The 14,770-nt window shown below is 67.5% G+C and carries 13 protein-coding genes and 1 tRNA gene; 8 read left to right on the top strand and 6 right to left on the bottom strand.

Going from position 1 to position 14,770, the window contains the following annotated elements; genetic code table 11:
• Positions 1-143: 143 nt before the first annotated feature.
• Together otsB and MUN85_RS00920 are read right to left on the bottom strand one after the other, a co-directional pair.
• Positions 144-977 carry a trehalose-phosphatase gene (gene otsB / locus MUN85_RS00915; protein WP_250504969.1) on the bottom strand — a complete coding sequence of 278 codons (834 nt, stop codon included), beginning with the start codon at positions 975-977 and terminating at the stop codon, positions 144-146.
• On the bottom strand, positions 970-2,394 hold the full coding sequence (locus MUN85_RS00920) for an alpha,alpha-trehalose-phosphate synthase (UDP-forming) (RefSeq protein WP_250504970.1): 1,425 nt from the start codon (positions 2,392-2,394) through the stop codon (positions 970-972). Before MUN85_RS00920 ends, otsB begins: the two co-directional genes overlap by 8 nt.
• A 143-nt stretch (positions 2,395-2,537) precedes the next feature.
• On the opposite strand from MUN85_RS00920, the gene MUN85_RS00925 reads away from it, so the two are divergent.
• From MUN85_RS00925 to MUN85_RS00940, 4 genes are all read left to right on the top strand, one after another.
• Positions 2,538-4,574 carry a serine/threonine-protein kinase gene (locus MUN85_RS00925; RefSeq protein WP_250504971.1) on the top strand — a complete coding sequence of 679 codons (2,037 nt, stop codon included), beginning with the start codon at positions 2,538-2,540 and terminating at the stop codon, positions 4,572-4,574.
• 15 nt (positions 4,575-4,589) lie between these two features.
• Positions 4,590-5,462 (top strand): DsbA family protein, encoded by an 873-nt coding sequence (locus MUN85_RS00930; protein WP_250504972.1) that lies wholly within the window; start codon positions 4,590-4,592, stop codon positions 5,460-5,462.
• A 58-nt stretch (positions 5,463-5,520) separates the two neighbouring features.
• A tRNA-Thr gene (locus MUN85_RS00935) sits at positions 5,521-5,593 on the top strand.
• Between the two features lie 188 nt (positions 5,594-5,781).
• Positions 5,782-7,146, top strand: a complete 1,365-nt coding sequence (locus tag MUN85_RS00940; RefSeq protein WP_250504973.1) for a class II 3-deoxy-7-phosphoheptulonate synthase — start codon at positions 5,782-5,784, stop codon at positions 7,144-7,146.
• Between the two features lie 156 nt (positions 7,147-7,302).
• Here the strand turns inward: MUN85_RS00940 and MUN85_RS00945 are convergent, their stop codons facing one another.
• Both MUN85_RS00945 and MUN85_RS00950 read right to left on the bottom strand, forming a co-directional pair.
• On the bottom strand, positions 7,303-8,667 hold the full coding sequence (locus tag MUN85_RS00945) for a hypothetical protein (protein ID WP_250504974.1): 1,365 nt from the start codon (positions 8,665-8,667) through the stop codon (positions 7,303-7,305).
• 114 nt (positions 8,668-8,781) lie between these two features.
• A complete protein-coding gene (locus tag MUN85_RS00950) occupies positions 8,782-9,465 on the bottom strand; it encodes a uracil-DNA glycosylase (protein WP_250504975.1) in 684 nt (227 codons plus the stop codon).
• Positions 9,466-9,568: 103 nt separating this feature from the next.
• On the opposite strand from MUN85_RS00950, the gene MUN85_RS00955 reads away from it, so the two are divergent.
• From MUN85_RS00955 to MUN85_RS00970, 4 genes are all read left to right on the top strand, one after another.
• Positions 9,569-9,829 (top strand): DUF3263 domain-containing protein, encoded by a 261-nt coding sequence (locus tag MUN85_RS00955; RefSeq protein ID WP_092563427.1) that lies wholly within the window; start codon positions 9,569-9,571, stop codon positions 9,827-9,829.
• 9 nt (positions 9,830-9,838) lie between these two features.
• Entirely contained in the window at positions 9,839-10,507 is a 669-nt protein-coding gene (locus MUN85_RS00960) for a LytR C-terminal domain-containing protein (RefSeq protein ID WP_250504976.1), read from the top strand.
• Between the two features lie 208 nt (positions 10,508-10,715).
• Entirely contained in the window at positions 10,716-12,344 is a 1,629-nt protein-coding gene (groL, locus tag MUN85_RS00965; protein WP_092563421.1) for a chaperonin GroEL, read from the top strand.
• Between the two features lie 107 nt (positions 12,345-12,451).
• On the top strand, positions 12,452-13,099 hold the full coding sequence (locus MUN85_RS00970) for a class I SAM-dependent methyltransferase (protein WP_250504977.1): 648 nt from the start codon (positions 12,452-12,454) through the stop codon (positions 13,097-13,099).
• 38 nt (positions 13,100-13,137) lie between these two features.
• On the opposite strand, the gene MUN85_RS00975 is transcribed toward MUN85_RS00970, so the two are convergent.
• Both MUN85_RS00975 and MUN85_RS00980 read right to left on the bottom strand, forming a co-directional pair.
• A complete protein-coding gene (locus MUN85_RS00975; RefSeq protein ID WP_250504978.1) occupies positions 13,138-13,425 on the bottom strand; it encodes a WXG100 family type VII secretion target in 288 nt (95 codons plus the stop codon).
• A gap of 143 nt (positions 13,426-13,568) precedes the next feature.
• Complete coding sequence (locus MUN85_RS00980) at positions 13,569-14,729, bottom strand: HD domain-containing protein (RefSeq protein ID WP_250504979.1); 1,161 nt, start codon at positions 14,727-14,729, stop codon at positions 13,569-13,571.
• Between the last annotated feature and the right edge of the window lie 41 nt (positions 14,730-14,770).

A 14,770-nucleotide genomic window follows, 5' to 3' on the forward strand; every position in this document is an offset into this window, starting at 1 on the left:
ACATCCCTTCACCGGCAGGTACGTGCCGGACGATCCGTTGTGAAAGGTGTCAGCTCGTGTCCGCTCTGACACAGTCGCCCCTGAACGTTGTTGTTCAGACGTTCGACCGGTAACAGTGTCTCACACAAGGCAACAAAAGTCCCCTAAGAAATGTCGTCCTCGGCAAGGGTGGCAAGGGCAGCGACGAGAGCGTGCGGATCTGCGACGCGGAAGGTGGCGGAGGTCTCACCGTCGCCGACCTTGATCGTCGTCGCCTTGATTGGGGCGCTGGCGAGGGCTTGGAAGGCGAATTCGTCGGTGACGTCATCGCCCGCGTAGATCGCGTGCGTCGCGCCCGTCGTCTCGATCAGGCGCGTGAGGGCCTCGCCCTTGGTGGTGTGCAGGACGGAGAGCTCGATGACGGCCTTGCCGGCGAGCACGTTGACGCCCGCGAACTGACCGGGGCCCGCGAGCGTGGCGGCTTCGGCGGCGGCGGCGACCTCGGGGGTGGCCCGGCGGGTGTGGACGACGGTGGCTGCGGGTTTGTATTCCACGCTCGCGCCCGGGTGGCGGGCGACGATCTCCTCTGCGGCGGCGGTGACGCGGGCGAGCAGCTCCGCTTCCTCCTCGGTTAGCTCCAGGGCGGCGGCTTCGAAGCGGCGCTCGCCGGAGGGGCTGACGCGGATGGCGCCCCACTGGGCGCCGTGCGATCCGACGACGCGGGTGCCGTCGGGGGCCTCGGCGCAGTGCGCGAGGGAATCGCCGGCGCGGCCGGAGACTAAGACGAGGTCGATCGAAGGCTTGGCGGCGAGGCGGGCCAGCAGCGGCACGGCCGCAGGCAGCATGCGCGCGTCCTCCGGCACGGGCACGAGCGGCGCGAGCGAACCGTCGAAATCGAGCGCGAGGAGAAGGCGGCTGGCGCGCGCCGCGCGCGCGAGGGCCGCGGTCAGGTCCGCGGGTAGTTCGGCTGCTTCCGGGGAGGTGCCGGGCTCAGTCACGGTGCTCCTTCTTCGCCGCAGCGAGATCGTCAAAGAACCGGTCCGCCCAGGCGGCGACGTCATCGCGCGCCACCCGGCGGCGCAGCGCCCGCATCCGGCGGCGCTTTTCCGCCTTCGGCATCTCGATCGCCCGCATGACGACGCGCTTGGCGCCCTCGATATCGTGCGGGTTCATGACGAGCGCCTGTGGCAGATCGTCGGCGGCGCCCGTGAACTCCGAGAGCACGAGCACGCCATCGAGATCCACCTGCGCGGCCACGAATTCCTTAGCGACGAGGTTCATGCCGTCGCGCAGCGAGGTCACGAGCATGACGTCGGCGGCGCGGTAGAGCGCGGCCATCTCCTCCATCGGGAACGTCTGGTGCAGGTAGTGCACGGGCGCGCGCCCAAGGGCCGAGTAGTCGCCGTTAATGCGCCCGACGGTCACCTCGACTTCGTCGCGCAGCGTCTTATATTGTTCGACGCGTTCGCGCGAGGGGGAAGCGACCTGGACCATGCATACCTCGGGGGCCTTCACGAGGCCGTCGCGCAGCAGCTCGCCGAAGATCTTGAGGCGGTGGCGGATGCCCTTGGTGTAATCGAGGCGGTCAACGCCCAGCAGCAGCACGTCGGGATTGCCGAGTTCGGCGCGGATCTCGAGCGCGCGTTTGGCCACCTCCTCGGAGGCGGCGAGCTCCTGAAAGCTCTGCGTGTCGATCGAAATCGGGTAGACGCCGACCTTCGTCTCGCGCGCGGGCAGCTTGGAACGGGCCTCGACGGTCACGCGCGAGCCGCGCACCTTTTCACTCGTCAGACGCCTTACCGAGCGCAAGAAGTTCTCCGCATCCCAGGAGCGCTGGAAGCCCAGGACGTCCGCGCCGAGCAGGCCGTCCAGCACCCGCTCGCGCCACGGCAGCTGGGAGAAAATCTCCACGGGCGGGAACGGGATGTGGTTGAACCAACCGATCGTCACGTCGGGCCGAAGCTTGCGCAGCAGCGCGGGCACGAGCTGCAGCTGGTAGTCATGCACCCACACGGTTGCGCCCTTGGCGGCGGCGTTCGCGGCGGCCTCGGCAAAGCGCCGATTGACCGCGTCGTAGGCATTCCACCACGCGCGGTGGAACTCGGGATTGACGATGACGTCGTGATAGAGCGGCCACAGCGTGCCGTTGGAAAAGCCCTCGTAATAGTCCTCGACCTCGGCGGCCGAGAGCTCGACCGGCACGAGGTGCATGCCGTCGGCATCGAACGCGTCCACGTCGAGATCGGGTTTGCCGGACCAGCCCACCCACGCGCCCTGGCGCGCGCGCATCACGGGAGCCAGGGCGGTCACGAGGCCACCGGGTGCGCGGTCCCAGCTGAGTTTGCCCTTGGCGTCGACGGAAATATCGACCGGTAACCGATTTGCAACGATGACGACATCTGCCTTGCCAGGCATTTCATCCCCTCCTTGGGTCCTTTCAAGCCTAGCGAATCTGGCGGGCGGGGGCGCTTTGGCCAGCCGCGTGCGGATGCCGGCGTCAGCGCTGCGCGGGGACGGTAGGGTGGCCCGGCTCCCGGCTCGGCAGGGATACTAGGGGCATGGAGGAATTCGGCGGGTACTACCTGGGCGAGCAAATCGGCTCCGGTGGCATGGGCCGGGTCTATCGTGCGCTCGATGCCGACGGGCGCAACGTCGCGGTGAAAATCCTCCATCCGGCGATTTCCGCCGATCCTAAGGCGCGAGCGCGGCTGGCACGCGAGGTAGCGACGCTGCACCGGGTGCGCGGTGCGGGCGTGGCGCGGGTGCTCGACGCCGAGGTGGACGATACGGAGGCCTTCGTCGTTACCGAACTCATCGACGGCCCGACGCTGCAGGATGACGTCGAAAACTGGGGGGCCTTCACGATGGACGAGCTCGCGGGGCTCGCGTCGGGACTCAAGCGCGCGCTGGAGCAGATTCACGCGGCCGGCGTCGTGCATCGGGACTTGAAACCGTCGAACGTCATGATGGATTCGACCGGTCCGGTGTTGATCGATTTTGGGATCGCGCAGGTGGCGGATGATGCGCGGTTTACGGCGACGGGGCTCGTGACCGGCACGGCCGGGTACTTGGATCCGGAGGCGCTGCTCGGCAAGGATCCCTCGCCCGCGGGGGATTGGTGGAGTTGGGCGGCTGTGCTGTGTTTCGCCGGGACCGGGCGGGCGCCGTACGGTTCCGGGCCGACGCCCGGGATCATTGCGCGGGTGCATTCGGAGGAGGTCGATACGGCAGGGTTGCCGGAGGCGGTCGCCGATGTGTTGCGGCGGGCGCTCGCGGTGAGTCCACTGGACCGGCCTTCGCCCGCGACCGTGCTCGCCACGATTTATGCCGCCGCCGAGGCCGGGGACGATGGCAGTATCGCCGAGGCCGAGAATACGCGGCAGGTTCTCGTCACCGAGCATCTTGCCGCCGCGCGCGAGCAAGTGGCTGCGGGCGATAACGGTGCCGATCCGCGGTTTGCGCCCGGGGCTGTGGGTGCTGCTGGCGCTGGTGCTGCCGGGGCTGTGGGTGCTGCCGGGGCGGCGAGTGCTGCGGGGGCCGCGGGCACTGCGGCGGGTGCGGGCATTATTCCGCCGCCGCCACCGAGTGTCGGGGCGAGCCCGGGCGGGCTAGGTGGCCCGTCGCCGATGACGGGCGCGGCGGATGCGGTGACGCAGCAGGTGCCCGCGTTGGGTAGCGACGGCGGCACTGGGGTGGCCGGTAGAGCAAGCGGGACTGGTGGGTCAGGCGTCGCGGGCGGGGCGACGGAGCAGCTGGGTGTGCATGAGGGATATGACTCCGGCGGTGACATGGGTGGCGCTGGCCCGCAGCGGGAATCCATTTTTGCGGCGAATCGCGAGCCGGCGACGCAGGTGTTGCCGGCCGGTGGCGGGCACGATGCTACGCGCGCCTATCCGGCGGCGCCCGGATATGGCGGCGAACTCGATTCCTTGGGGCCTCCCGAACTTGGCCCTCCGGGGGCGGACGGCCAGCTACCGATGGGGCCGCGGCCGCTGTCGGCGCCGCACCCCTGGACGAGCATCGCGGCGCTCATTGGGCTTTCGGGCCTGTCATTGCGGTGGCCTGGTTGGGTCCTCGTCGGGGTCCTTATCTGGATGTTCATTACCGGGATCTTTGGGCAGGGCATGCGCGCGCACGCGTACTCGGTGTGGCGCTATGGCCGGCGGGCCTCCGATGGCGTGATGATCGCGGGTCGGGCTCTGTGGCATACGGTGGCACATGCATTCGCGGCGCTCTGGCACGTCGTCATCGCCGTCATCATTCTGTCGATCGCCTACCTGCTGGGCACGAGTTCCATCGCCGATGTGGGCTCCGGCTGGGCGAGCGCGGGCACGGATCCCGTCGCCTCAGCGATCGCGATGGCCGTCGTCATGACAGCACTGTGGTGGCAGCCGAGCTACGCTGCCGGGCGGGAAGCCACGCGGCGTGCCATTTCGCTGGCGTTCCCTGGTTTTTATTGGCGGGCGCTGCTGGCGCTCGCGCTCATTGGGCTCGCGGGCATTCTTCTCATGGTGACTCTGGGCACTCCCACCACCGCGAACTGGGCTCCGCTGAGTAGTATTGATTCTTGGTTACAAAACCGGTTCTTTGGATAAGCCTTAAGGAGACCTATGGCTCACGGTGATCCCCGCCCGACCAAGGCCCAGCGGCGCGAGGCCGCCCGCGCTGAAGCTGCTCGGCTGCGGGCCGAACAGGAAGCGCGCGCTAAGCGCACCCGGACGATTACGATCGCGGGCATCGTTGGCCTCATCCTCGTCGTCGCCGGTGTGGTGTGGTTTGTGCTCGCGAACGCGAAAGACAAGCCGGGTGAACCGAACGCTGGCCAGGAGACCGTCGAGCTGACGGGCGCAGAGACGTCGGATAATATTTCCGCCGCGAGCGGGGGCCATGCTGCGGATCCGGGCTCCATCTCATTCGGGTCCGATTTGAAGCCCGGTGGGGTCAATGAGGGTGCGCCCGTCGTCGAGCTGTATGCCGACTTCACGTGCCCGCACTGCTTCACCTTCGAGCAGACGCGCGTGCCGAAGCTGATGGAGATGGCCAAGAATGGCGAGATTACCTTCGTGCAGCATCCCGTCGCGATCCTTGACGGCACGGGGGTCTTCACCGCATTCCCGGCGCGCGCGACCGATGCCTACTTCGCGATCGCCAAGGACGATCCGGCCAATGCGAGCGCGGCCGCGACGAAGTTCTTCGAGCTGTGGCGCAACTACCAGACCTCTGGCAACCAAGTGCCGATGCCGGTGACGGCTGACCTGGCGAAGGCCGCGAGCGAGGCGGGCGTCAAGCAGGAGATCGTCGATGCGATCGCCAATGGCTCGGTGCCGCGCGTTGCCAAGGCCGCGACCGAGGCGATGGGCAAGGCGGGCCTGCGTGGTACTCCGTCGCTGCTCGTCAATGGCGCGGAAGTCAAGAGCGAGAACTGGGGCGACGACGCGGACGGCTCGCAGTTGCGCGAACACATCCTGGAGATCACCGAGTAGGGATCTGCTACCATTTTTCCGGCCCGGCAGTGGCCGGAAGCTCGGGTTCGCCCGAGTCGCCGACTTAGCTCAGTTGGTAGAGCAGCTGTCTTGTAAACAGCAGGTCAGGAGTTCGAGCCTCCTAGTCGGCTCATTCAGGGAAAGCCCGCCGTTTGGCGGGTTTTCTCGTATCTGCGGTGGGCAGGTGGTCCATCTGGTGGCGGCGTTTGCCACAGGCGTCGGGCTATGGGTCATACTTAACGCAGCGCGGGCGCAGGCCCGCGCATACGTGTTGTTAGGGCAACGCGGCGGGTTTCCGCGCGCGCAAGGCGCGTGGGCGATGAAAGGTAAGCAGGTGAACGAGCAGAGTCCGCAGTCCGTTATTGAGGGTCTCGATTTTTGGCGGCAGTTGCCGGCGCCGCAGCAGCCGTCGTGGCCCGATAAGGACGTGCTCGAGCACGTCTTGGCGGAATTGGCGGTGACGCCGCCGCTCGTGTTTGCGGGCGAAGCTGACGCGCTGCGGGCGCGGATGGCTGCCGCCTCGCGCGGTGAGGCCTTCGTGTTGCAGGGCGGGGATTGCGCCGAGACGTTTGCGGATGCGACTGCGGATCGGATCCGCTCCAAGATTATGACGATCCTGCAGATGGCCGTCGTGCTGACCTATGGTGCGGCGTTGCCGATCGTCAAGATGGGCCGGATGGCTGGGCAGTACGCCAAGCCGCGCTCCTCGGACACCGAGGTGCGCGATGGCGTCGAGCTGCCGACGTTCCGGGGGGAGGCCGTCAATGCGCACGCCTTCACGCCGGAGGCGCGCACGCCCGATCCGTGGCGCTTGCTGCAGGCCTACCATTCGTCGGCGGCGACCTTGAACCTGATTCGCGCGTTTACCATGGGCGGGTTCGCGGACCTGCGGCGGGTGCACGAGTGGAATAAGGGGTTCATGTCGAATCCCGCCTACAAGCGCTATGAGACGATCGCGCAGGAGATCGACGGGGCGATTCGCTTCATGTCGGCCGCGGGCGTGGATTTCGAGGCGCTGAAGACCGTTGACTTCTACTCCTCGCATGAGGCGCTGTTGCTCGATTATGAGCGGGCGCTCACGCGCATCGATTCGCGTACCGGCCAGCCGTACAACTGCTCGGCGCACTTCCTGTGGATCGGGGAGCGCACCCGCCAGCTTGATGGGGCGCACGTCGATCTGCTGTCACGGGTGCGCAATCCGATCGGGGTCAAGCTCGGGCCGTCGACGAGCGTTGATGATGCGTTGCGGTTGGCGGAAAAGCTCAATCCGGATGGCGAGCCCGGGCGGCTGACGTTCATTACGCGGGTGGGGGCCTCCAAGATTCGGGAGTTCTTGCCGCCGTTGCTCGCTGAGGTGACGAAGAATGCGGCGCCCGTGACGTGGATGTGCGATCCGATGCACGGCAACACCATCACGTCGGGCTCTGGTTACAAGACTCGGCGGTTCTCGGACATTCTCGACGAGGTGCGGGGCTTCTTTGACGCGCACGATGAGGCCGGGACCGTGCCGGGCGGGTTGCACATCGAGCTCACCGGCGATGACGTGACCGAATGCCTTGGTGGCTCGGAGGAGATTGACGACGTCGGGTTGGCTCGGCGCTACGAGACGCTCGTTGATCCGCGGCTCAATCACCAGCAGTCGCTCGAGATGGCGTTTGCCGTGGCGGAGATGCTGCACCCCTAGTTCGTGCGTGGCGCGCTTAGGCGTGGCCGCAGGCATGGCTGAGCCCGCCGCATTTGTTCTCTTCCGCGGGAGCGAAGGATGTGGCGTGCGCGATTTTCAGTTAGGGGTGGGCGGGCCTTCGCTCAGGGGTGCCGGCTGCTGGCCGGTGCCATTGCGTCAGGCCGTTTGGGGTGGTTTCCTGCGGATGGTTTCGCAGATGTAGTGCGGTGGGGCAGTTGGCTGTGCCGGCGGCGGCCTGCCTTGATCGGTTGGTCGCGACTCGTGGCGGCGCTGTGTCCTGGTGCGGCGCGTGTGCCGTGGTGGCGTGATCGCGGCGTCGTCGTTCCGCGGTGCGTAGGCGCTGCGGTAGAGCGGGAAGGTGGCGCTTCGTTGGGCCTGGATGAACTTTTGGAGAGTGCGGGCTCGTGAGGGTGAGATGACGTCGCGCTCGTCGGAAGGCCGGTAGGCGATGCGGCCGGTGAGGTCATCCGGAAGGTTTGGTTCGTCGTCGAGCGGCGGTAACCCGTCGGGGTCAAAGGGCGGGAAGGCATCATTGCTAGGCCCCGAGCTGGCTGAAGCCCTGGAGGTGGGGCTCGCTGGGCTGGCCGACGTGCCGTCAGGGCGCGAGGAGGTGCCGTCTGGGTTGGCGGAGTTGGCGTCGTCGAGGGTGCCGTCGAACTGGGTGAAGAGATCATCGCCGCGGTGGTACCAGCTGCCGGAGGTGGGGCGAGTGAACCGGTGGGCGACCTCGACGAGCGCGGCGGCGTAGCGTTCGCGGGTGCTCAGGCCCGGTTGCTTGGCGGCGCGGCGGCGGTAGCGGATGCCCTGGGAGATGCGGTCCAGGACGGGAAGGATGACGTCGCAGTCGGCTTGGGTGAGGTGCATGCGCACGTCCGTGCCGAATTCTGGGTGGTTGCGGTCACGCGGCATAAAGACGATGCCGCGGTCGGCGCGCGACTGCTCGATTTTGAGTTTGGCGAGTTCATCTTGGGCTTTACCGGACTTTTCGTCTACATCGCGCAGCAGGTTTTCGCAGTCCTTCACGAAGGAGTCGGGATCGACGGTGACGGCGCGTTCCAGCAGTGAGGCGGTGAGCTCGTCGAAGACCTCGGGATCGAAGAAGCGCTCGCAGCGGTTTAATGTGCGGGCAGCGCGGGTGACGTGGCGGCGCGAGAGTTGGCCGTTGGCATAGGCGGCGAGGAAGGTGGGGTAGCGGGCGGCGTCGATTGCGGACAGGACAGCGTTGGAGGCGGCGCGGGAGGTCTCGTTTGTTTCGGCTTGGATGATGCCCGAGAGGTAGGTGCGTTCGACCTTGGCGGCTTTGGTGGCGTTCGCGTCGGAGATACAGGTGGTGCCGGAGGCGTCGGCGCGGCGGGAGATCCGCCCGAGGAGGCGGACGGCGTGCAGGTGGTCTTGCGGGGTGCGCCGCGACCAGCCGCTTTCCTGGCCGGCGCGCAGAAGGGCATCGATGGCGTCGAGCGCGCCGAGGTCCAGTTCACCGGTCTCGGTGGTGAACTGGGCGATGAGCTCCGAATGCGACATGGGTCAACCGTGGCACGGTCATCCTGTTCGCGGGGGAGGTGTGGGGATAACTCTGGCGCCTGCGGCGTAGGGGCTAGGACGAATGTGGATAACGGCGGCGGGCGCGGAGTGCGGCTATGCGGGCGGCAGGCGCCAGTCGATCGGGTCCGTGCCGGCGGCTTGTAGCGCGTCGTTCGTCCGGGAGAAGGGCTTGGAGCCGAAAAAGCCGCGGTAGGCCGACAGCGGCGAGGGGTGCGGGGAGGAAATGATGGAGACGCGAGGGCCTTCACGCAGCAGGGGAGTTAGTGATTGCGCGTGGCGTCCCCACAGGATCGCGACGAGCGGCTGATCGCGGGCGGCGAGCGCGCGGATCGCGCATTCGGTGACCTCCTCCCAGCCGCGGCCTTGATGGGAGGCGGGCTTTCTCGGGGTGACGGTCAGGACGCGGTTGAGCAACATGACGCCCTGCCGGGACCATGCGGTGAGGTCGCCGTGAGCGGCCGGTTCGATCCCGAGGTCGTCGGAGAGTTCTTGGTAGATATTGACGAGCGATTTGGGTAGCGGTCGCACGTCGGGCTGCACGGAAAAGCTCAGGCCCATGGGGTGGCCCGGCGTCGGGTAAGGGTCCTGGCCAACGATGAGGACCTTGACGCCCGAAAAGGGATAGGTGAACGCGCGCAGGACGTCGGTGCCGGCGGGCAGGTAGCCGCGGCCGGCCGCGTTTTCTTCGCGCAGCATGTCGCCCAGGCGCGCGATGGTGGGTAGGACGGGCGCAAGCGGTTCGGCCCAACTCGGGTCGATAGCGGCAGTGACTCTCACGCGCACTATGCTAGAGCGTTCGCGCGTTCGCGCGTGCGTGTCGGTTACCGTGGAGGGCAGAGGTACATGGGTGAGGGGCGATGGCCCCGCGAAGGAAGGATCGATGGCAGCTCAGCTCAGTGACGTCGAGGAAGCAATGCTCCAGTTCGAAGGCCGCTACTGGCGGCTCACGGGCGTCAAGGAGCGCGCAATCCGCGAGACTTTCGGGATGACGTCGACCGACTACTACCATCACCTCGCACGGCTGATTGATCGCCCCGAGGCGCTCGCGGCCAACCCGATCGTCGTCAAGAAGTTGCTTGCCCAGCGAGAATCTCGCGCCCGCGCGAGGCAGGAGCGGCGAAAAAGCGCGGCAGACCGATAAGCTAGCGCCATGACCCACTACGAGGAAGATGAATTCGACGTCGCTGCGCGCGATCGTGGTCCCGTCGGCGTGCATCGCCGCCTGGAGCCGGCGTGGCAGCGCTATCTTCCCTACGTTGTGGTGATCCTGCTCGCGCCACTGCTCGCGTGGGCCGCCGTGAGTTTCCTCGGCTCCTCGCGCACCCCGGCGCCAGCTCCGTCGCCCACTCAGACGAGCGCGGCGCCCGCGCCCGAGACGAGCACGCCGACCGAGGAGGCAAGTCCCACGGATGAGGCGAGCCCGACCGATGAGGCAAGCCCCACGGATGAGGCGAGCCCGACCGATGGCGCGAGCGAAACCCCGGGCGATGACGCGACCGCGACTGATGAGCCCACCGATGAGGCGACCTCGGGCGAGGCGGATCTCAACCAGCTCGTGACGGTACTCAATGGCTCGGGGATTAACGGGCTCGCGGGCCGCGTGACGCAGTCGCTGAAGGCCGATGGGTTCACGAACGTCGTCGCCGAAAACTACACCTCGAATTCGCCGGCAGCGGACACGATCTACTACAACTCGCCCGCACACAAGGCGTCGGCGGAAAAGATCGCGGCCAAGCTAGGGATTACGAATCTGGTGGAATCGTCGCGATCGAGCCAGTCCATCGCGATCGTGTTGCGCACCAACGTACTCGGGCGCTAACCCGCGGTTGTCCACAGCCGCGTTAGCGGTCTTGCACTCTCGAGGCGAGAGTGCCAAACTACCTATTAGCACTCCCGGTAGGTGAGTGATAAGAACCCGGTGGGTCGATGAGGAAAGCCGCGGCGTGCAGACCGAGTTGCGTCGCTTGAAGTTTTCCGTCCGTCGCGGGCATCGAGCCGCCTTGCCCATCTATGGAGGATTTCACCCCATGGCAAAGATGATTGCATTCGACGAGGAAGCTCGTCGCGGCATGGAGCGGGGCCTGAACACCCTCGCCGATACCGTCAAGGTCACCCTCGGCCCCAAGGGCCGTAACGTCGTGCTCGAAAAGAAGTGGGGCGCCCCCACGATCACCAACGATGGCGTGTCCATCGCGAAGGAAATCGAGCTGGAAGAGCCCTACGAGAAGATCGGCGCGGAGCTCGTCAAGGAGGTCGCGAAGAAGACCGACGACGTCGCCGGTGATGGCACCACCACCGCGACCGTTCTCGCCCAGGCCCTCGTGAAGGAAGGCCTGCGCAACGTCGCCGCTGGCGCCAACCCGATCGCGCTGAAGCGCGGCATCGAAAAGGCTGTCGAACTCGTCGCCGAGAAGCTGCTGGAAGACGCCAAGGAGGTCGAGACCAAGGAGCAGATCGCCGCGACCGCTGCGATTTCCGCGGGCGACCAGGCCATTGGCGATCTCATCGCTGAGGCGCTGGACAAGGTCGGCAAGGAAGGCGTTGTCACCGTCGAGGAGTCCAACACCTTCGGCCTGGAGCTCGAGCTCACCGAGGGCATGCGCTTCGACCGCGGCTACATCTCCCCCTACTTCGTGACCGATCCCGAGCGCCAGGAAGCCGTCCTGGAGGACGCCTACGTCCTGCTCGTCGAGTCCAAGATCTCCAACGTCAAGGACCTGCTGCCGCTGCTGGAGAAGGTCATCCAGTCCGGCAAGCCGCTGTTCATCGTTGCCGAGGACATTGAGGGCGAAGCCCTCGCGACCCTCGTCGTAAACAAGATCCGTGGCACCTTCAAGTCGGCCGCCGTGAAGGCCCCCGGCTTCGGTGACCGCCGCAAGGCCATGCTGCAGGACATCGCCATCCTCACCGGCGGCGAGGTCATCTCCGAGACGCTCGGCACCTCCCTGGAGACCGCCGACCTCGACGTCCTGGGCCGCGCCCGCAAGGTCGTCGTCACCAAGGACGAGACCACCATCGTTGAGGGCGCCGGCGCGCCCGAGATGATCGAGGGCCGCGTCAACCAGATCCGCTCGGAGATCGACAAGTCCGACTCGGACTACGACCGCGAGAAGCTGCAGGAGCGCCTGGCGCGCCTGGCCGGTGGCGTCGCCGTCATCAAGGCTGGCGCTGCGACCGAGGTCGAGCTCAAGGAGCGCAAGCACCGCATCGAAGATGCCGTGCGTAACGCGAAGGCCGCCGTCGAAGAGGGCATCGTCGCCGGTGGTGGCGTCGCGCTCATCCAGGCCGCCAAGGAGGCTTTCGAGGGCCTGGCGCTCGAGGGCGATGAGGAGACGGGCGCAAGCATCGTCAAGCTCGCCGTCGAGGCTCCGCTCAAGCAGATCGCCGTCAACGCTGGCCTCGAGGGTGGCGTCGTCGTGGAGAAGGTCCGCAACCTGGAGCCCGGCCACGGCCTGAACGCCGCGACCGGCGTGTACGAGGATCTCATGGCCGCGGGCGTCAACGACCCGGTCAAGGTCACCCGCTCCGCGCTGCAGAACGCCGCGTCGATCGCTGGCCTGTTCCTCACCACCGAGGCTGTCGTCGCCGACAAGCCCGAGCCGCCGGCGCCGGCTGCTCCGGCTGCCCCCGACATGGGCGGCATGGGCGGCTTCTAAGCCCGAGGACCTAGCGTCCACATCACCGCGAAACCGCCGGTCACCCTCGTGGGTGGCCGGCGGTTCGTCGTCGGCGCGGAGCGATCGGCGTGCCCTACTGTGGAGCCATGACGAACTGGGACGATACCTACCGCGACGCGCCCGTGTGGGTTAAGGAGCCCGCGGGCCCGCTCGTGGCTGAGGTCGAAACATTTGCCGATGCGCAGCTGACCGCCGCGGGCGATGGCGCGCGACCCGTGGCGCTCGACATCGGTGCGGGCGAGGGGCGAAATGCGCGTTACCTCGCCGAGCGCGGCTACCGGGTGATCGCCGTTGAGCAATCGAGCGTCGCGATTGAGCGCGGCAAGCAGGCCGCGGCTGGGCAGGCATGGGGCGAGCGGATCACGTGGATTGCCTCGCGGGTGGAGAACTATGCGCCGCCGCGCCGCGTCGAGCTCATTGCGCTCAGCTACCTGCAGCTACCGAGCGAGGACCTCGGCGCGATCCTGCAGCGGGCCATGGGCTGGCTCGCGCCCGGCGGGCGCCTCGTGCTCATCGGACACGATATTTCGAACCTCGCCGGCGGCGTCGGCGGGCCGAAGAACCCGGACGTGCTGCACCGCCTCGAGGAGCTGTTGCCCTACGTCGCCGAGGGGACGATCGTGCGGGCGGAGGTGATTGAGCGCTACGAGTCCGAGTCCGCGGCCGGCGATGCGGATGGCGAGCAGGCGGCGCTCGATACCGTGCTGCACGTCATCCGGCCCGACCAGCCCTAGGCGCGGCCGGGCCGGATGACGTGAGGTACGTGGCGGCCTCAGGCGGCGAACATCGCGCGGGAGGCGGCCTCCACGTCCTCGTACTGGCGGGCGGCGGCGGTGAGGGCCTGGCTGATTTCTTCCAGGCTGACCTCGACCTGCTGCTGGATGAGGTGCCAGCGACGGGCGCAGTCGCCAAAGGCGTCGGAGGCTGCGCCCGACCAGGAGCCCTGCAACGATTGCAGGTTGGCCATGAGGGCGTGGACCTCGGCGCGCACGGAGGATACCGAGGCGGTGGTGCGGGCAGAGGAGGCCTGGAGTTCGGTGGAGTTGACGGTTAGCTGCATGGGATTCGTCCTTGCGTTGCGTGTCAGGTGGCTTTCACCTGCGAGTCACACGCTAGGAAGGATCGGGCAGCGGCCCGGGTGCGGGCCGGGATGGGCGCGGGCGCGGCGCCCGCAGGGTGGGCCTGTGGATAGGCCCGGCCAGGTCAGTCGACGTTCAGCGGCTTGAACAGCGAACCCGTCGCGTCATCATCCTTCGGGCGGGTGGGACGCTCCCCGGAAGGCTTGGGTGGGTTTTTTTCCGGATCGTCGACCTGCAGCTCGGTGCGGCGCTCCAGGCGGATGGTGCGCGCATTGCGGCGCGGCAGGCTCCGCAGATCCGACGGCTCGCGCTCGATACCCCAGGAGGCCGCGGGGCCGGTTTCGGCGCCGGGCGCTGACGCATCGCTCACGGGCCGGCCAAGGACCTCGGCCGGTCGCTGCTCACCATCGACGCGGCGCTCGCCGTCGATGCGGCGTTCGCCCTCGGTGCGGGGCTTGGGTGCGGGCTCGGACTCCAGCGAGCTCGGCGTCGTCGCCGCGGGCTTATCGCCCGAGATTTGCTCGGGAACGTCGTGGGGCGCGACCGGATCCTCGCAGGGGCCGGCCTCGCGCTTCTTGGTGAGGCATTCGCGCTCGGCCTTCAGGCGGGAGAGCTCGGCGGCGAGGTTTTCGCGGGCGGCGTCTTCCCACACGGCCGCCATGGGGGAGGCAAACAGGTGGTTGCGCCCGAGCAGCTTGGTGATGATCGCGATGCGCGCCTCGACGTAGTCGAGGACGTCGAGGTGGGCGAATTCCTTGCGGACATTGTCCCGGTAGGCGCGGAATTTTTGCGGCTCGACGGCGAGCGATCCGAGGTCCGCGTCGGACAGCGCCTGGCAGTCGATGTCGGTGCACTCGCTCGCGTGCCCGCGCAGCGTCAGGATCATCGTCGTGATCCGATCAACCATTGCCTCCGGCACACCGATGGCGCTCAGCTCGGTGCGGGCGAGTTCGGCGCTGGCGGCCTTGTCCTCACCGGCGGCGCGGCGGTATTCGGTCACCAGCGAAGTATCGAAGATTGCGCCGTGGTACCACGCGGCCAGGCGCACGGCGTCCGGGTCGTGGGTTTCCTCGGCGAGGGTGTCCACGCGCTGCAGTACCTCGATGAGGTGGGACAGGCCATGGTGGAAGCGGCCGGGCTCCTGCCACCGGGCAATGAGGCGGTCAGCGACGGCGCCAAGCTCGGCTGCATCGGCGGTGGCTCCGACGGCGCGTGCGCTACGCACGAACGCTGAGGCGAGCCATTGGGGTGCGGGTGCACCGCCCATGTTCACAACATCCTCCATAGGACAATACTGGCCCCGCCATGCTAGACCCGGCAGGGGCC

This window comes from Bowdeniella massiliensis, from assembly GCF_023634005.1.
GTDB classification, from domain to species: Bacteria; Actinomycetota; Actinomycetes; order Actinomycetales; family Actinomycetaceae; genus Bowdeniella; species Bowdeniella massiliensis.